Consider the following 17,998-nt stretch of genomic DNA (forward strand, 5'->3'; position numbering starts at 1 on the left):
ATTGTTGGGGTCTCCGGCACTGTTTCACGTACAGGCTGCACGATCGTTTCCCCGGGAGAGCCTGCATGCGCGGCATGATGATCGTTCTGGTGGCGGTGTCGGTTGCGGCAATCTTGCCGCTGCGTGCCGCGGAAGTCGTGCAGGGCGCGCATGGCTACGAGTTCCGCGAGCGTTTCGCCTGGACCGGTACGCACGCCGCCACGCTCGGCACAGGTGGGACCACGGTGTGGTGGGACGAGTCCGCCTGGGATGTGCATGGCGACAGTTCCTTTATTGCGGTGACGCCGGTCGATGGCACCATCAGCAACCGTTTCCACGTCGACGTGCACAAGGCCATGTCGGCCGATCCGCGCGATGGTCGCATCGACAACAGTCAGACCATCGTTGGTGGTGACGGCAGCCAAGGTGTCGGCGTGATGCATCTGGACTACCAGGACATCCTCGACGCCCGCCTGCGCAATCCACTGCTGATCTCGCCTCAGCAGCCGGCACGCGTGCGTTTCTACGCTTCCGGGTTCAATACCAGCGGTCACTGGTGGGAACTCGCCCTGACCCCGGCCGATCGCGTGATCGGCGGCGAATACACCAGCGTGCCGGGGCAGGGCGAAGCCGGCCTGCTCGAACCCTGGCCGGGCAGCACCAATCGCAGCCCGGGGCCGGGGCATTCTCCAGCCGAGGATTCGCTCAACCTGGTCATGTTCGGCGCCAGTGATGTGCCATGCATCACCGGCTGGCAGGTGCGCGCCGCGGTCACGCGCAGCGTAGGCGGGGCCATGCAGCAGTTCGTGAATCCGGCGGCAACGCTCAGCGACTTGATGCAGAGTGATCCGTCGCTGGCCGAAACCCTGATCCACTGGGAGGTGGAGTTCCGCAGCGATGGAGTCGTGCTGCGTGCCGACCCGGATGAGGACGGCAACTTCGATCTGGTCGAACAGTGGGCCGTATCGATCCCTTGGGCCGAGGTGCATCTGCACTTGCTTGGTGTCGCCTATCAGGCCGACCATCATCCGCAGGAGCCGTGTTTCCTCGGCCACATGCGTGAGTTGCGCTGGCGCGATCTGCGTGCCTGGCCGGTCAAGTACGCGGCTACCGACGTGTTTCCGAAGAACATCGGCGCGCAGCAGGTACCGACCCAGACCGGCTGGCGTGCCTACGACCTGCGTGACATCCAGCGCTTCGGTCCGCCGGTAAATGGCGTGCCGCAACCGAACTTGGGCGCGTTCTCCGTCGCTCATGCCGGCCGCTGGTGCAACCACGCGGGCTACCCCTGCTTCCGCAACGACGTGCAGGTCGACCTGACGCTGGCCATTCCGCCGCGCCCCGGCTTCGCGATCGCACAAGCGCGTTTCGTCCACGACGGTCGTGCCGCCGAAGGCACGAATGCGCGCGCGACGCTGCGCCTCGGTGGCGCAGTGGTCGGGCGTCTGCCGAGTCCGGCCAGCGTGCCGAGTGCGGAAGCCCAGGCCTGGGTGCGCGGTGCATTGCCGATCCCGGCACTGGCGCTAGCGGCGACGAACGCGTTCCGCCTCGAACTCGATCCGGGTTTCCATATCGACCGCATGGAGGTGGAGTTGGCTTACACCGCCGACGCCGCAACCGATCAACTGTTCGCCGACGGCTTCGAGCAGGGCGTCGCCGCCGCACCCCTGCAGTCCGTGCGCGCGCCGGCGTCGAAGCAGTGGCTGCCGGAGCTTCGCTTTGGCCGACCCGCCGGCAGCGGTGCCCATTGCAGCGGGCCGTGACGGGTTCCCATGGCAGACCGGATCGGCCGATCGAATCCGGTCCGCCCGGCCCCATGGCCGATGCTTCTCGGCGAACCGAACGGGATGGATCGCTGGTTGCATCGATCGCGCAGCAGCGGCCTTGAAACCCGTGCCGCGGAGCCCATTTCTCGAACCATCGCGGCTATGGTCGCCGCACATCAATTCGAGGGTTGAGCCATGAGTCTTGCACGTCATACCGGCTGGTCCGCCAATCGCGACCTGCGCCAGTTCTTCGACCGCTTCCTCAATGCCGAGGAAGGCGATCAGTCCAACGTCGTCACCAGCCAGTGGGCACCGCGTGTCGACATCCGTGAGGAAGACAAGCGCTTCGTCATCCTCGCCGACGTGCCGGGTGTCGATCCGGCCGCGATCGAGGTACACATGGACAAGGGCATCCTGACGATCAAGGGCGAGCGCACGTCGGAAAAGGTCGAGGGCACCAAGTTCACCCGCATCGAGCGTTCGTACGGCAGCTTCCATCGCCGCTTTGCGCTGCCCGACAGCGCCGATGCCGAGGCGATTAGCGCGACCGGCAAGCACGGCGTGCTCGAGATCTCGATCCCCAAGAAGCCCGAAACCACACCGCGCCGGATTACCATCAACGCCTGATCCGGGCACTCCCGGCGAGTCTGCGCGGCCTGCGGTGGATTCCACCCCGCGGGCCGCGCTCGCTTACCTGCAAGGTGAGGCATGCAGTTCAAGGACTACTACGACACGCTTGGCGTGAAGCCCGACGCGGCCGATGCCGACATCAAGTCGGCGTATCGGCGTCTCGCACGCAAGTACCACCCTGACGTCAGCAAGGAAGCCGGCGCCGAGGAGAAGTTCAAGGCGATCAACGAGGCTTACGAGGCGTTGCGCGATCCAGAGCGTCGGCGTTCGTATGACGAGCTGCGCGCCGGTGGTTACCGTGCCGGCGACGAGTTCCGTCCGCCACCGAACTGGCAGGGCGGTGGTTTCGACGATGGCGGTGCCGACTTCGGCGATTTCTTCGAATCGTTGTTTGGCGGCCGTGCGGGAGGTGTGCGGGGCGGTCGCGCCGGGCCGCGCCGCGGGCGCGACCTGCACGCGAGTGTGGTCATCGACATCGCCACCGCGTTCCGTGGCGGCAAGGAGCGCATCACCCTGCGCGATGCGGTGCAGGGCGAGCGCACGCTCGAGGTGAAGATTCCGGCGGGTATCGAGCCGGGCCGACAGATCCGCCTGGCCGGGCAGGGCCATGCCGGACATTCCGGCGGGCCCGCCGGCGACCTGCTGCTGGAGATTTCATTCCGTGAGGATCCGCGCCTGCGCCTGGAGGGCCGTACGGTGGTTGCGACGCTGCCGGTATCGCCGTGGGAGGCCGCGCTCGGCGCGACGGTCAAGGTGCCGACCCTCGCCGGCGAGGTTGAGCTGCGCATCCCGCCCGGTTCCGACAGCGGCAGCAAGCTGCGCCTGCGTGGCCGCGGCTGGCCGGGCCCCGGCGGTCCGGGCGACCAGATCGTCGTGCTCGAGGTGCATGTGCCGAAGCCCGGCACCGGCGCGCAGCGCGAGGCCTACGAGCGGCTCGCAGCGGCGTTCGATGTTGCGCAGAAGTCGTGAGTGGTGATTGGTGATTCGCAATAGCGAGGCCCCTTTCTCCGCTTGGGAGAAAGGGGAGGGGGGCGCTCTTGATCTCACGAATCGCCAATGACCAGGCACGGCCCGGGGCGCAGCCCCGGAGTCCCGTCAGTGCGGCAAATGCTCGTTGATCGCCTTGATCAGCTCGTCCTCGTCGACCGGCTTGGTCACGTAGGTCTTGGCGCCCTGGCGCATGCCCCAGACGCGGTCGGTTTCCTGGTCCTTGGTGGTGACAAGGATGACCGGGATGTGGCTGGTCTTCGGATCCTTCGCTAGGGTGCGCGTCGCCTGGAAGCCGTTCAGGTTCGGCATGACGACGTCCATGAGAATGAGGTCGGGCAGCTCGCGTTTGGCCGTTTCGACACCGGCGGCGCCGTCTTCGGCCGTGATGACTTCATGGCCAAGTTTCTCGGTGATGCGCTTGAGCCCGGTGAGCTGCGTCGGTGAATCATCGACGATCAATACACGCGCCATAGCAGTTTCCAGTTTTCCCCTGTGCCGGCTGGCGTCGGCAATCTAATCACAGCCGGGGCCGCGCGGCCATAGCACGGGTCTCATCCCGGACGAACGAGTGTACGCCCGCGCGAGCCACCGGCGGTCATCGTCGCGAACACCTCCGGGAGTTCGTCGAGCGTCGCCTCGCGGGTGGCGATCGTGTCCAGATGTGCGGGCTTCCAGTCGTCGGCAAGGTGGCGCCAGATATCGTCCCTGATGGCGCGCGCGGTACCAGCGGAAGCGATACCGAGCAGGCTGACGCCGCGGATGATGAACGGCATGACCGTGGTTGCCAGGGCGATGCCGGACGCATTGCCGCAGCTGGCGATGTTGCCGTACGGCTGGATCACGCGGGTCAGGCCGGCCAACATCTCGCCGCCGACGTTGTCGATCGCACCGGCCCAGCGCGCCGCTTCGAGCGGGCGCTGGCCCCAGTGCAGGTCGGTGCGTGCGATGCACTGCTTTGCGCCGAGTCCGATCAGGGCATCGAATTGTTCGAGCTTGCCGGTGATCGCATGCACCTCGTAGCCGGCCCGCGTCAGCAGATCGATCGCGAGCATGCCGACCCCGCCGCTGGCGCCGGTGACGACGATCGGCCCCTGTTCCGGCGTCTGACCGTTCTGCTGCATGCGGTACAGCGACAGCGCCGCGGTGAAGCCGGCCGTGCCCAGGATCATGGCCTCGCGCAAGCTCAGGCCCGCAGGCAGCGGGATCGTCCATCTCGCATCGAGGCGTGCGTATTCGGCATAGCCGCCGTCGCGTGTCTCGGACAGGCCAGAGCCGGTGCACAGCACTGCGTCACCTTCGCGGAAGGCCGGGTCGCTCGATGCGGCGACATAGCCGGCCACGTCGATGCCGCCATTCAGGGGATAGCGGCGCAGGATCTTGCCCTTGCCGGTACCGGCCAGCGCATCCTTGTAGTTGACCGACGAATACGCGACCTTGACCAGCACTTCGCCCGCTGTCAGCGCATTGACCCGCATGTGCTCGATGCCGGCGCGATGCCGGCCGCCGTCGTCGTGGATGCGGAAGGCGCGGAAGGCGGTATCGTGGTTCATGCGGTCGTCCTCGCGTGGGTGCGGGAGATTATCCGCGGAATCGGATGTCCCCGGAGGGGCTGCGCCGTAGGAGCCCCTGCAGGAACCCCCGTAGGAGCCCCTTCAGGGGCGATGCTTCCCGGTTGGGTTCATCCTGAACTCAATTCGCCTTGTGGATGGCGCGCTTGTCGACGGCCATGGCGGCGTCGTGGATCGCTTCCGACAGCGTCGGGTGGGCGTGAACGATGCGGGCGAGGTCTTCGGCGGAGCCCTTGAACTCCATCGTGATGACGCCTTCGTGGACGAGTTCGGAGACGTTCGCCCCGACCAGGTGCAGACCCAGCACGCGGTCGGTTTCGGCATGGGCGATGACCTTGGCGAAACCCGCCGGTTCGGCCATGGCGACGGCACGGCCGACCGCGGCGAACGGGAAGCTGCCGACCTTGTACGGTACGCCCTCGGTCTTGAGCTGTTCCTCGGTCTTGCCGACCCAGGCGATCTCGGGTTCGGTGTAGATGACCCATGGGATCGTGTCGAAGTTGACATGCCCCGGTTTGCCGGCGATCAGTTCGGCAACGGCGATGCCCTCCTCGAAGCCCTTGTGCGCGAGCATCGGTCCACGCACGGCATCGCCGATGGCCCAGATGCCATCGACACCGGTGTGGCAGTGCTCGTCGACCTCGATCTGGCCGCGCTCGTTGAGTTTCACCCCGGTGTCCTCGGCGAGCAGTCCCTTGGTTGCCGCGCGCCGACCGACCGCGACCAGCAGCTTGTCGACGACCAGGGTCTGTTCGCCCTTGTCGTCGCTGTAGACGAGGTGCACGCCGTCCTTTTTCACTTCGGCCTTGCTGACCTTTGCGCCGAGACGGATGTCGAGCTTCTGCTTCTTGAATTCGCGCGCGGCGATCCTGGCGACTTCGCCGTCGGCGGCGGCGAGGAAGTTGGGCAGCGCCTCGAGGATCGTCACTTCCGAGCCGAGGCGGTTCCACACGCTGCCGAGTTCGAGGCCGATGACACCCGCGCCGATCACGCCGAGTCGCTTCGGAACTTCGGTGAAATCGAGCGCGCCGGCATTGTCGACGATCGGCCCGCCGAACTTCGCGAACGGCAGTTCGATCGAGTCCGAACCGGGGGCGAGGATGACGTTGGTGGCGGAGAGTGCGACTTCACTGCCGTCGTGCTGCTTGATCTTGACCACGCGGTTCGCGTGCAGCACGCCGAAGCCATGGTACGGCGTGATCTTGTTGGCCTTGAACAGCGCGGCAATGCCGCCGGTGAACTGCTTGACGATCTTGTCCTTGCGGCCAACCATCGTGGCGACGTCGATCTTCGCGTCTTTTGCGCTGATGCCGTGTTCGCCGAACAGGTGGCCAAGGTTCCAGAACTGACGTGAGGAGTCGAGCAGTGCCTTCGACGGAATGCAGCCGACGCGCAGGCAGGTGCCACCGAGCGCGGGCTTGCCGTCCTTGCCGAGCGCGGCGTCGATGCAGGCCGTTCTGAGGCCGAGCTGCGCTGCGCGGATCGCCGCGTGATAACCGGCCGGGCCGGCGCCGATGACGATGACGTCGAATTGTTGCTGTTCGCTCATTTCATTCGCTCACGCGGGAATGGGGGATAGGGAATGGGGAATGGTGGAAGCAGGGCATTGCAAGCTGGGCGGCTTTTGCAATTCCCCGTTCTCCATTCCCCATTCCCGGATGCTCGCGGGCCTTACAGGCCCACGAGCATCCGGTGCGGATTTTCGAGCTGGTTCTTGATGTCGACGAGGAACAGCACCGCGTCCTTGCCGTCGATGATGCGGTGGTCGTAGCTGATCGCGACGTACATCATCGGTGCGGCAACGACCTGGCCGTTCTCGACGATCGCGCGTTCCTTGATGGCGTGCATGCCGAGGATCGCCGACTGCGGTGGGTTGACGATCGGCGTGGAGAACAGCGAGCCAAAGGTGCCGCCATTGGTGATCGTGAAGGTGCCGCCTTGCAGATCGTCGAGGGTGAGGCCGCCTTCACGCGCCTTCTTGGCGTAGCTGGCGATGGCCTTCTCGATCTCGGCGAAGCTCATTTCCTGTGCGTTGCGCAGCACCGGCGTGACCAGGCCCTTGTCGGTCGACACGGCGACCGAGATGTCCTGGTAGCCGTGATAGATGACGTCATTGCCGTCGACCGAGGCGTTGATGATCGGGTGACGCTTGAGCGCCTCGGCTGCGGCCTTGACGAAGAAGCTCATGAAGCCGAGCTTGATGCCGTTGGCCTTTTCGAAGGCCTCGCCGAGCTCTTTGCGCATCGCCGCGACCTTGCCGAGGTTGATCTCGTTGAACGAAGTCAGCATCGCAATCGAGTTCTTCGACTGCATCAGGCGCTCGGCGATCTTGGCGCGCATGCGCGTCATCGGCACGCGCTCTTCCGGGCGACTGGAGCCGGGGATGGGGAATGCGGGGCGGGGAGTGGAAGGAGCGGCAGCCGGGGACTTGCCTTGGGTGATGAGGTCTTCCTTGGTCACGCGGCCGTCGCGACCGGTGCCGGTGACGGTGGTTGGATCGATGCCTTGTTCGGCGGCGACGCGGCGCGCGCCCGGCGGCAGGTTGTCGAGATCGGCGCTTTTGCCCAATCCCGATTCCCGATTCACCATTCCCGGCTTCGGCGCTGCCGGCGCCTCGGCCTGGGCAGTCGGCGCGGGTGCCGGAGCGGCAGCGCCCTCGATGACGATGCCCAGCACCTCGCCACTGGTCACGGTGTCGCCGACCTGCTTGAGGATTTCCTTGAGCACGCCGTCGGCGGTGGCTGGCACCTCGAGCACGACCTTGTCGGTCTCCAGGTCCACGAGGTTCTCGTCGCGCTTGACCGCGTCGCCGGGCTTCTTGTGCCAGGTCGCGATGGTCGCGTCGGAAACGGATTCGGGCAGAACCGGAACTTTGACTTCAAGGGCCATGATGGGTGTCCTGGGGCGTTCGTGCTGTTCGTTGGGTGGACGATCTTGCCGCCCGGGTCCGGGCGGCGGCAATCACTCGGAGGTCGGATCGGTGCCCATCGGCGCGACGAGGGCGAGTTCGACGAGGGCGGCCTGCTCGGCCACGTGCGTGCTCAGATGGCCGCAGGCCGGCGCCGGCGAGCGCGGCCTGCCGGCGTAGGCGACGACATGCTTCGGCGACACGATGGCCTGGAGATGGTGCTTGATCTGGTACCACGCACCCTGGTTCATCGGTTCCTCCTGGCACCACACCACTTCCTTCGCCGCCGGGTACTTCGCCAGCTCGGCGGCGGCCTCGACGCGCGGGAACGGATAGAGCTGCTCGACACGCAGGATGGCGATATCGGCGATGCCGCGGCGCTGCGCTTCCTCGACGAGGTCATAGTAGACCTTGCCCGAGCAGAACACGACGCGCTTGACCTTCTTCGCGTTCTTCGCCGTGCCGTCGGGGATGACGAGCTGGAAGCTGCCTTCGGTCAGATCGGCCAGGGTCGACACCGCAAGCTTGTGGCGCAGCAGCGACTTCGGCGTCATCACCACCAGCGGCTTGCGGCAGGCGCGCAGCATCTGCCGGCGCAGCAAGTGGAACATCTGCGCCGGCGTGGTCGGCACGCAAACCTGCATGTTGTCGAGCGCACACAGTTGCAGGTAGCGCTCCAGGCGTGCCGAGGAGTGCTCGGGACCCTGGCCCTCGTAGCCGTGTGGCAGCAGCAGCACGATGCCGCACAGGCGGCCCCATTTCGCCTCGCCGGAAGAGATGAACTGGTCGATGACGACCTGGGCGCCGTTGGCGAAGTCGCCGAACTGCGCTTCCCAGATCACCAGCGTGTTCGGACGCGCGGTGGCATAGCCGTACTCGAAGGCCATGACCGCCTCTTCGCTGAGCAGCGAGTCGATGATCTCGACCGAGGCACCGGCACGGACCGTGCGCAGCGGCATGTGGCGCGCGGCGCTCTTCTGGTCGTGCAGCACGGCATGGCGGTGGAAGAACGTGCCGCGACCGGCATCCTGGCCGACGATGCGCAGGTCGCGGCCGTCGGCGACGAGGGTGCCGTAGGCGAGGTTCTCGGCATAGCCCCAGTCGAGCGGCAGTTCGCCGGCTTCCATCTTCGCGCGGTCTTCGTAGATCTTGGCGACGCGTGGATGCAGGGCCATGCCCTCGGGCAGCTTGAGCAGCCCCTTGCCGATCACGGCGAGTTGCTTCGAGACGACGCCGGTGGCGACGTCCTCGGCAAGGTTGCCGCCGAGATGACGCGACCAGTCGACCGCATGCGGATCGTGGTAGTCGGTGTCGACGCCCGCGATCGGCTTGCCGGCCTCGAGCAGCTTGCGGTAGTCGTCGGCCATCGCCTGCGCGTCGGCTTCGGTGAGTGTGCCTTCGGCGACCAGCTTGCGGCCGTACAGCTCGCGCAGGGTCGGGCGCTTGCGGATCACTTGGTACATCAGCGGTTGCGTCGCCGCCGGCTCGTCGGCCTCGTTGTGGCCGTGACGGCGGTAGCAGACGAGATCGATGACGACGTCACGCTTGAACTTCTGGCGGTAGTCGAAGGCCATGCGTGCGGCAAACAGCACGGCTTCCGGGTCGTCGCCGTTCACGTGGAAGACCGGAGCGTTGACCACCTTGGCGACGTCGGTGCAGTACAGCGTCGAACGCGCGTCCTGCGGGTTGGAGGTGGTGAAGCCGACCTGGTTGTTGATGACGATGTGCACGGTGCCGCCGACGCGGAAGCCCTTGGCCTGCGACATCTGGAACAGTTCCATGACCACGCCCTGGCCGGCGAAGGCGGCGTCGCCGTGGATCAGTACCGGAACGACGTGCTCACAGGTTGCATTCTGGCGGGTGGTCTGGCGCGCACGCACCGAGCCGGCGACGACCGGATCCACGATCTCCAGGTGCGATGGGTTGAAGGCCAGTGCGACGTGCACGGTACGCCCCGGCGTGCGCACGTTTGCGCTGAACCCCATGTGGTACTTCACGTCGCCGGAATGGGCCGGGTCGTCCGGGTGGTCGAAGCGACCCTCGAACTCGTCGAACAGCTTCGATGGTGGCTTGCCCAGCGTGTTGACGAGAACATTGAGACGGCCGCGATGGGCCATGCCGATGACCACATCCTTGACGCCGGTGCTGCCGCCACGGCGCAGGATCTCGTCGAGCAGCGGGATCAGGCTGTCACCGCCCTCGAGCGAGAATCGCTTCTGGCCGACATACTTCGTGTGCAGATAGCGCTCCAGACCGTCGGCCTGGGTGAGTTTTTCCAGCAGGCGCTTCTTCTCGTCCTTCGACAAGGCGTAGCGTCCGCCGGTACGTTCGAGTTGCTCGTGCATCCACTGGCGCTGTTCGGCGTCGGAGATGTGCATGAACTCGATGCCGAGCGTATTCGCGTACGTCGACTTCATCATGGCGACGATGTCGCGCAGTTTTGCGCGTTCCGGACCACCGAGCGAACGTGTGTTGAACTCGGTGTCGAGGTCGGCTGCCGACAGGCCGTGGAACTCGATTTCCAGGTCGGGTGCACCGGGGCGCGGCAGCAGGCCGAGCGTTTCCAGTTCCGCCGTGCTCAGGGTCTCGGCGAGATCCAGCGGATCGAGCCGCGCGGCGAGGTGCCCGCGCGAGCGATAGGCGGTGATGAGCCGCTGCACGCCGGCCTGCTTCTGTGACACGGCATTGTCGCCACCCGTCGCCGCCGTAGTGCGCAGGCCGGCGCGTTGCGCTGCCTCGATGCGGGCGATCGCGTCGGAATGACCGACGTCGTTGGCGGCCTTGCCCTTGATGCCTTCGAAATAGCTGCGCCACCCGTCGCCGACCGCTTGCGGATCGCGCAGCCACTGTTCGTAGAGATCTTCGATGAAGGCCGCATTGCCGCCGGACAGGGCGGACGTGGACTTGAACAGCTCGAGTAGGTTGGTCACGCGGACACCGTGCGGGGCAGGCGGGGCGGAAAAGGGACGATCCGGGGCGCGGCGACGGGTTCGCGCCGAGCGCCCGGCCGCGCTCATGAAACCCGCGGATTATACCGGCATGGATCGCCGCGTGTTGCATTGCGGCACGGCGCGGCGATCGACCATGGTCTAGGACTGCTGATCAATCCCACAACGGCGCCACCGTCCTGTGCGGGCGCAGATCAGGGCGCGACGGCGAAGGCAGACTGGCCGTCTGTCGAGCCGGCGCAACGCCGAGCTGCGCACACGGGTCAGTCCCCGCGTTGTCGCTATCCCATGAGGCCGCTGCGGAATGAGTCCGTGCATCGCCGCGCGAACGGTGTCGATCACACCCGCGAGGCTTGGAGTCCGCGTGGGCGGCTGCCGGTGCGATCGGGTGAATCGCAATGTCGGCGGGCCTGCACGGCGATCGCCCCTGCTGCGGCGGCAATTGACCGCACCCGGGCCGCTGGTCAGATCTCCAGTCGTCGCATCTCGGCCGCCGGTTCGCTGCGTTCCCACACCTCGTCGAAGCGCGCGAGAAGCTGGGCGGTACGTGCACGGGCGTGACTTGCCCCCTCGCCGTCGTAGCGGCTGGCGAGGGCGCGTTCGTACCAGCCGCCGCGGTCGTTGGCGACGAAGGCGCCCGGGTACTGGTGGTCGATCTGCTCGACCGGTGTGCGGAACGCGAACATGCTCGACAGGCGTTGGCCAAGCGCGATCAGACGGTGCGCGCTGCCGCTGGCACGTGCCGGATCGAGCACGAGGAAGCGGATGCGCACGTTCGGCGTGCCGACCGCGAGTTGGCGGAGTGCCTCGAGCACGTCGGCATGCTCGAACAGTTCGGCATCGAGGTCGCGACTCATGACGGCGAGCTCGCGGCGAGCGCTGCCGATCACCGCGAGGATCGCCGCGCGCGCCTCCTCGCGCGTGGCCGTCAGCCAGGTCTCGCCCGTGCCGCCGGCGTCGTCGGCCGGTGTCGGTTCACGGCCGGCCGGCGTGTCGAGGTGCATGCGCATGCTGCGGTGGGGGATGCCGCATTCGTCGTATTCGTCGCCAAAGGCGGTGAAGCCGGCGCGCTCGTAGAACGGGATCGCATGCACCTGCGCATGCAGTTCGACCTCGGGCAGGCGCAGTTCGCGGGCACGTTCGAGCAGGGCGCGCAGCAGCGCCGCACCGACGCCACGGCCACGCCATTCAGGCAGCACGGCCATGCGTCCGATCATCCGTTGCGGGGTCAGTCGGCCGGTGCCGATCGCCCGGCCGCTGGAATCGCGTGCGATGACGTGGTGCGAACGCGCGTCGTGTTCGTCCCATTCCTCGTCCTCGGGCACGCCTTGCTCGACTACGAACACGGCAGTGCGCAAGGCGCGCAGCTCATCCAGATCGACCTCCCAGGTCGCTGGTTCGACGCTGAATCCGCTGGTGATCATCGTTTCCTCCGGGCGCGCACGACAGCAAGGTGACCGTCATTGAGCAGCGTGAGCAGCAGGTCCCGTGCCGCGTCGTCGAGCGCAAGGATATCGGCTGCGTCGAGCGCTTGCGGACGGCACAATCGCTCGGCCAGCACGCGCTCGCAGCGATGCGATTCTCCGCCGACATGCAGTTCGGCGCCGCGTGGCAAGGCGCTCCAGGCCATGCGCGACCATGGGTTGCGCACGAGGCCGTCACCGGCAGCCAGCCGGCGTGCGAATGCGGAGGCAGTCAGTGGCGGCGTGCGCGGCACCGCCTCGTTCGCCACGCGGTAGCGCGTGATGAACGAACCGAACCACCGCCGGAGGTATGACGAATCAGTCGCCAACGCAGCCGAAAGTTCCATGCGCAGCTTTTCAAGGACGTCCGATGTGATCTCACCCGCCCGCTTCGCCGGCGGCATCCCCGCGTCTCCATACCGCCGCGTCTCGGGCAGCGCCTCGGCTACGCCCGCAGCGAAATCGGCGACCAGTTCGCCGATCGCCGGCGCGCGCATGCCCACCGAGAAGGTCAGGCAGGCGCCCTCGGCGATGCCGTGGTGCGGCACGCCGGGCGGCAGGTAGAGCAGGTCGCCTGCTTCGAGCAGCCAGTCGTGGGTGGCATGGAACTCGCGCAGAAGCTTGAGCTCGACATCATCGCGGAACGCGCCCGGTGCTTGCGCGTCGGTGCTGATCTGCCAGCGCCTTCGGCCCATGCCCTGGATGAGAAACACGTCGTATTGGTCGACGTGCGCACCGACCGAGCCGCCATCGACCGCGTAGCTGACCATGATGTCGTCGATACGCCAGCTTGGGATGAACTCGAAATGGCCGAGCAGGGCGGCCACGTCGGCATCCCACTTGTCGACATCCTGCACGAGCAGGGTCCAGTGCGTCTTCGGCAGCGTTGCGAAATCGGTTTCGTCGAACGGGCCGCTGCGCAGCAGCCAGGTGTCGCGGTGCGGGTCGTGCACGACGATGCGCGACAACGCGGCTTCCTCGCAGGCGAGGCCGGCCAGGTCCTCCGGTGCCAGCGGCGGTTCCATTCCCGCGAACGCGCCACGCACGAGCAGCGCATGCCGCTGCCAGTAGTCGCGCAGGAAGCGCGACGGCGGCATGCCGAGCGGCTGGCCGGGTCGGGCGTGGACTTCGATGGCAGGTGGCATATCGGCGGTCGTCATGGCGTGGATTCTGCCGCGTGCAGACGGTTGCCGACACCCCGGACGCGGCAGCGGGCGTCGATCGGGTGATACTCCGGCTTCGTGCCGGCCGCGGATGGCCAGCACGAAAACGACGTCGATGGTCTGGTCGAACCGTACAGGGCGAAACGCTACAAGCCGCGATCCGCTCAGATCCCGCGGGCCAGCCGCTCGGCGAGGCCGGTGTAGCCGGCCGGGGTCAGCTCCAGCAGGCGCTGCTTTTCGACGGCAGGAAGGTCGAGCGCTTCGATGAAGGCGAGCATCGATTCGCGGGTGATGCCGTGGCCACGGGTCAATGCCTTCAGCTGCTCGTAGGGGTTCGGCAGCCCGTGGCGGCGCATGACGGTCTGCACGGCTTCGGCGAGCACTTCCCAGCTTGCATCGAGGTCGGCATGGAGACGGTGGGCATCGACCTGCAGCTTGCCCACGCCCCTGGCCAGCGCGTCGAGGGCGACCTGGGTGTGACCGAAGGCGGTGCCGAGCGCACGCAGCACGGTCGAGTCGGTGAGGTCACGCTGCCAGCGGCTGATCGGCAGCTTCGCCGCGAAGTGCTCGAACAGCGCGTTGGCGAGGCCGAGATTGCCTTCGGCATTCTCGAAGTCAATCGGATTGACCTTGTGCGGCATGGTCGACGAGCCGACCTCGCCGGCCTTGAGCGCTTGGCGGAAGTAGCCGAGCGAGATGTAGCCCCAGACATCGCGCGCAAGGTCGATGAGGACCGTGTTGAGGCGGCGTACGGCGTCGCTGATCTCGGCGATGCAGTCGTGCGGTTCGATCTGCGTTGTGTATGGGTTGAAGACCAGGCCAAGGTCTTCGACGAACCTGCGCGCGAAGGCCGGCCAGTCGATTTCGGGGCAGGCGACGACATGGGCGTTGTAGTTGCCGACTGCGCCGTTGATCTTGCCGGTCAGCTCGACCGCGGCGATCTGCTTGCGCTGACGTTCGAGGCGGGCGATGACGTTGGCGATCTCCTTGCCCAGCGTGGTCGGTGAAGCGGTCTGCCCATGCGTGCGCGAAAGCATCGGCTGCGCGGCCTGGGCGTGGGCGAGTGTGCGCAGGTCACCGACGAGGCGGTCGATCGCGGGCAGCAACACGCCATCGCGCGCATCGCGCAGCATCAGCGCGTAGGCGAGATTGTTGATGTCCTCGCTGGTGCAGGCGAAGTGCACGAACTCCTTGGCGCGGCCGAGTTCGACGTGGTCGCCGATGCGTTCCTTGATGAAGTATTCGATGGCCTTGACGTCATGGTTGGTCTCGCCCTCGATCGCCTTGATGCGCTCGCCGTCGGCGGCGCTGAAGTCCTGCGCGATCGCGCGCAGCGCGGCCGTGGCCGCGTCCGACAGGGGAGCGACTTCGGGAATGCCCGGATGCGCGGCCAGCGCGGCCAGCCAGCGCACCTCGACCTCGACGCGCCGTTGCATCAGGCCGAATTCGCTGAATACCGGGCGCAGGGCCGCGACTTTCGCCGCATAGCGGCCGTCGAGCGGGGAAAGGGCGAACAGGGCGTCGGTCATGGCAGGGCCGTTGTGTGGTCGCGGGTGGAAGGATCGGGCTTGACCGTGATTGCCTGCGCCTTGGCGCCCTTCATCGCACGCACGGTCAGGGTGAAGCCGTCGAAGGCGAACGACTCGCCTTCGGTCGGCAGGCGTTCGAGGCGGTGGATGATGAGGCCGCCGACCGAGTTGACCTCGTCGGGCGCCTCGATCTCGTGCCCCAGCAGGCGTTCGAGGCGGTAGATCGGCAGGCTGCCCGGGATCGTGAAGCTGCCATCGGCGGCGGGTTGCGCGATCGCGGAGGGGCGCTTGCGGCGGTGGTCGTCGGCGATGTCGCCGACGATGACCTCGACGAGGTCCTGCAGGGTGAAGAAGCCGACCACGCGCCCCGACTCCTCGTTGACAAGGGCCAGGTGCGTACTGCCGGCGCGGAAGCGCTTGAGCACATCGAGCACCGGTGTGTCGAGCGGCACGACGATGCCCGGGCGCAGCAGGGCGGTGATGTCCTCGACCACGCCGCGCGCGGCGACAGCGAGCAGGAGATCCTTGACGTGCAGCACGCCTCGCACGCCGTCGCCGTCGGCCTCGAACCACGGATAGCGACTGAATTGTGAGCGACGCACCTCGGCGAGCACTTCGTCCTGGGTCTGGCCGTCATGCAGCGAGGCCAGTTCGTCGCGTGTGCGCAGCAGGTCACCCGCGACCAGTTCCGGCAAGTCGAGTGCGTGACTCAGCATCTCGAAGGTCTCACCGGAGTCGCGCGCGCGGTTGCCGTGCAGGATCAGCTTGAGTTCCTCGCGCGAATAGTGATGTTCGTGGCCTTCGACCTTGTCGAGGCCGAACAGGCGCAGCATCCAGTTGGCGCTGGTGTTGAGCAGCCAGATCGCCGGATACATCAGCCAGTAGAACAGGTACAGCGGCACTGCCGTCCACAGCGACATGCGCTCGGGGCGCCGGATTGCCATCGACTTCGGCGCCAGTTCACCGAGCACGATGTGCAGGAACGAGATCACGGTGAAGGCGAACAGGAACGAGACGAAGTCGATCGTCTCGGGGTCGAGTCCGCCAACGCCGGACAGCACGGGCTCAAGCAGGTGCGCGAAGGCCGGCTTGCCGATCCAGCCGAGGCCGAGCGAGGCCAGGGTGATGCCGAGCTGGCAGGCCGAAAGATAGGCGTCGAGGTGGCCATGCACGCCAAGCAGCACGCGCCCACGCCAGCCACGACCCTCGGCGAGACCGACGGCCTGGGTGTAGCGCAGCTTGACGAGGGCGAACTCGGCGGCGACGAAGAAGCCGTTCAGCAGGACCAAGAGCAACGCGGCGACGATGTAGAGGGCGTTGACGAGCATCGCTCGGCAGGGCGGCGGCGGGTCGGTCAGTCTAGGGATGTTCTGATCAATCCCGCAATGGCGTCGCGGGATTGGTCGGAACATCCCTGGCAGTCTCGTGCTGGGGGTCGGTGCGAGACGGGAAAGGATCGCGGCTGAAGCCGCTCTTGCAGGGCCTTATAATCACCGGCCCCCGATTTCCCTCCCGCAGGATCCCCTCCATGAGCGATTTCCGCATCGAACGCGACAGCATGGGCGAACTGAAGGTGCCCGCCGACGCGTTGTACGGCGCACAGACCCAGCGTGCCGTGCAGAACTTCCCGATCTCCGGCCTGCGCATGCCGCGTGAGTTCATCCGCGCGCTCGGCCTGATCAAGTCGGCGGCGGCACAGGCCAATGCCGACCTTGGCCATCTGAAGAAGGCGCAGGCCAAGGCGATCCGCAAGGCCGCCGAGCGCGTCGCCAAGGGCGAGTTCGACGCGCATTTCCCGATCGATGTGTTCCAGACCGGCTCAGGCACTTCGTCGAACATGAATGCCAACGAGGTGATTGCCCATGTCGCCGCAGCTGCCGGCACGAAGGTGCATCCGAACGACGATGTCAACAACGGCCAGTCCTCGAACGACGTCATCCCGACCGCGATCCAGGTCAGCGCGGTGCTGGTGGCCAGCGAACAACTGCTGCCGGCACTGGGCCATCTCAAGGCGGTGATCGACAAGCGCGCCAAGGAACTGCGCAAGGTGGCCAAGACCGGCCGCACCCATCTCATGGATGCGATGCCGGTGACCTTCGGCCAGGAGCTCGGCAGCTGGTCGGCGCAGATCGGTTCGGGCATCGAGCGCGTCGGCGATGCGCTCAAGCGCGTGCGTCGGTTGCCGCAGGGTGGCACTGCCGTCGGCACAGGCATCAATGCCGACGCCAAACTCGGCCCGGCGATCTGTGCCGAGTTGACGCGCATGACCGGTGTGAAGTTTGAGTCGGCGGCCAACTACTTCGAGGGCATCGGCTCGCAGGATGCCGCCGTCGAGCTCTCGGGCCAGCTCAAGACACTGGCCGTGAGCCTGCTCAAGATCGCCAACGATCTGCGCTGGATGAACTCGGGGCCCCTCGCCGGCCTCGGCGAGATCGAACTGCCGGCCCTGCAGCCGGGTTCATCGATCATGCCGGGCAAGGTCAATCCGGTGATCCCGGAAGCGGTGGCAATGGTCTGCGCCCAGGTCATCGGCAACGACACGACGATCACCATCGCCGGCCAGAGCGGCAACTTCCAGCTCAACGTGATGCTGCCGGTGGTCGCGCTGAACCTGCTGCAATCGCTGGAACTGCTGGCCAACGCCGCGCGCGCGCTTGCCGACAAGGCGATCACCGGTTTCAAGGTGCGCAGCGACAACATCGAGCAGGCGTTGGCGAAGAACCCGATCCTGGTCACCGCGCTCAACTCGGTGATCGGCTACGACAAGGGCGCGGCGACCGCCAAGCAGGCCTACAAGGAAGGCCGCCCGATCATCGACGTGGCGGTCGAGACCACTGGCCTGCCGCGCAAGCAGCTGGAACAGCTGCTCGATCCGGTCGCGCTGACCAAGGGTGGCATCCACGGCGGATCGGCCGGAGGTTGATGTCGACCCCGGGCGTGGCGGATGGCACATGTCGACGTCGCGTCCGGCAAGCGCAAACTGTGTGGCCGATCCGTTCGCCACACGAGGACGATCCAGTCGTCGTGTGGCCGCGCCTTGTGCCGGTGGTCCGG

Annotated in this window: 13 protein-coding genes; 4 read left to right on the forward strand and 9 right to left on the reverse strand. The window is 66.7% G+C overall.

Annotation, left to right across the window (positions count from 1 at the left end; genetic code table 11):
- Positions 1-65 precede the first annotated feature (65 nt).
- The 3 genes from KF907_RS08880 to KF907_RS08890 all read left to right on the forward strand — a co-directional run bounded on the left by KF907_RS08880 (position 66) and on the right by KF907_RS08890 (position 3,344).
- The gene (locus KF907_RS08880; RefSeq protein ID WP_291219847.1) at positions 66-1,742 is read left to right on the forward strand and encodes a hypothetical protein; all 1,677 of its coding nucleotides are present in this window, start codon (positions 66-68) and stop codon (positions 1,740-1,742) included.
- Between the two features lie 198 nt (positions 1,743-1,940).
- Entirely contained in the window at positions 1,941-2,372 is a 432-nt protein-coding gene (locus KF907_RS08885) for an Hsp20/alpha crystallin family protein (protein WP_291219848.1), read from the forward strand.
- Positions 2,373-2,453: 81 nt separating this feature from the next.
- Positions 2,454-3,344 (forward strand): DnaJ C-terminal domain-containing protein, encoded by an 891-nt coding sequence (locus KF907_RS08890; RefSeq protein ID WP_291219849.1) that lies wholly within the window; start codon positions 2,454-2,456, stop codon positions 3,342-3,344.
- 126 nt (positions 3,345-3,470) lie between these two features.
- On the opposite strand, the gene KF907_RS08895 is transcribed toward KF907_RS08890, so the two are convergent.
- The 9 genes from KF907_RS08895 to KF907_RS08935 all read right to left on the reverse strand — a co-directional run bounded on the left by KF907_RS08895 (position 3,471) and on the right by KF907_RS08935 (position 16,272).
- Positions 3,471-3,836 carry a response regulator gene (locus KF907_RS08895; protein WP_291219850.1) on the reverse strand — a complete coding sequence of 122 codons (366 nt, stop codon included), beginning with the start codon at positions 3,834-3,836 and terminating at the stop codon, positions 3,471-3,473.
- A gap of 80 nt (positions 3,837-3,916) precedes the next feature.
- Complete coding sequence (locus tag KF907_RS08900; RefSeq protein WP_291219851.1) at positions 3,917-4,915, reverse strand: YhdH/YhfP family quinone oxidoreductase; 999 nt, start codon at positions 4,913-4,915, stop codon at positions 3,917-3,919.
- A gap of 139 nt (positions 4,916-5,054) precedes the next feature.
- Complete coding sequence (gene lpdA, locus KF907_RS08905; RefSeq protein WP_291219852.1) at positions 5,055-6,482, reverse strand: dihydrolipoyl dehydrogenase; 1,428 nt, start codon at positions 6,480-6,482, stop codon at positions 5,055-5,057.
- A 122-nt stretch (positions 6,483-6,604) separates the two neighbouring features.
- Entirely contained in the window at positions 6,605-7,822 is a 1,218-nt protein-coding gene (gene odhB, locus KF907_RS08910) for a 2-oxoglutarate dehydrogenase complex dihydrolipoyllysine-residue succinyltransferase (RefSeq protein ID WP_291219853.1), read from the reverse strand.
- Positions 7,823-7,894: 72 nt separating this feature from the next.
- On the reverse strand, positions 7,895-10,771 hold the full coding sequence (locus tag KF907_RS08915) for a 2-oxoglutarate dehydrogenase E1 component (protein ID WP_291219854.1): 2,877 nt from the start codon (positions 10,769-10,771) through the stop codon (positions 7,895-7,897).
- A 482-nt stretch (positions 10,772-11,253) separates the two neighbouring features.
- On the reverse strand, positions 11,254-12,213 hold the full coding sequence (locus KF907_RS08920; protein ID WP_291219855.1) for a GNAT family N-acetyltransferase: 960 nt from the start codon (positions 12,211-12,213) through the stop codon (positions 11,254-11,256).
- A complete protein-coding gene (locus tag KF907_RS08925) occupies positions 12,210-13,412 on the reverse strand; it encodes a cupin domain-containing protein (protein WP_291219856.1) in 1,203 nt (400 codons plus the stop codon). Before KF907_RS08925 ends, KF907_RS08920 begins: the two co-directional genes overlap by 4 nt.
- Positions 13,413-13,579: 167 nt before the next feature.
- On the reverse strand, positions 13,580-14,944 hold the full coding sequence (gene purB / locus KF907_RS08930; protein ID WP_291219857.1) for an adenylosuccinate lyase: 1,365 nt from the start codon (positions 14,942-14,944) through the stop codon (positions 13,580-13,582).
- On the reverse strand, positions 14,941-16,272 hold the full coding sequence (locus KF907_RS08935; protein WP_291219858.1) for a hemolysin family protein: 1,332 nt from the start codon (positions 16,270-16,272) through the stop codon (positions 14,941-14,943). Before KF907_RS08935 ends, purB begins: the two co-directional genes overlap by 4 nt.
- 200 nt (positions 16,273-16,472) lie before the next feature.
- On the opposite strand from KF907_RS08935, the gene KF907_RS08940 reads away from it, so the two are divergent.
- On the forward strand, positions 16,473-17,867 hold the full coding sequence (locus KF907_RS08940; protein WP_291219859.1) for a class II fumarate hydratase: 1,395 nt from the start codon (positions 16,473-16,475) through the stop codon (positions 17,865-17,867).
- The last annotated feature ends 131 nt before the right edge of the window (positions 17,868-17,998 follow it).

Source organism: Dokdonella sp. (genome assembly GCF_019634775.1).
Lineage (GTDB): Bacteria > Pseudomonadota > Gammaproteobacteria > Xanthomonadales > Rhodanobacteraceae > Dokdonella.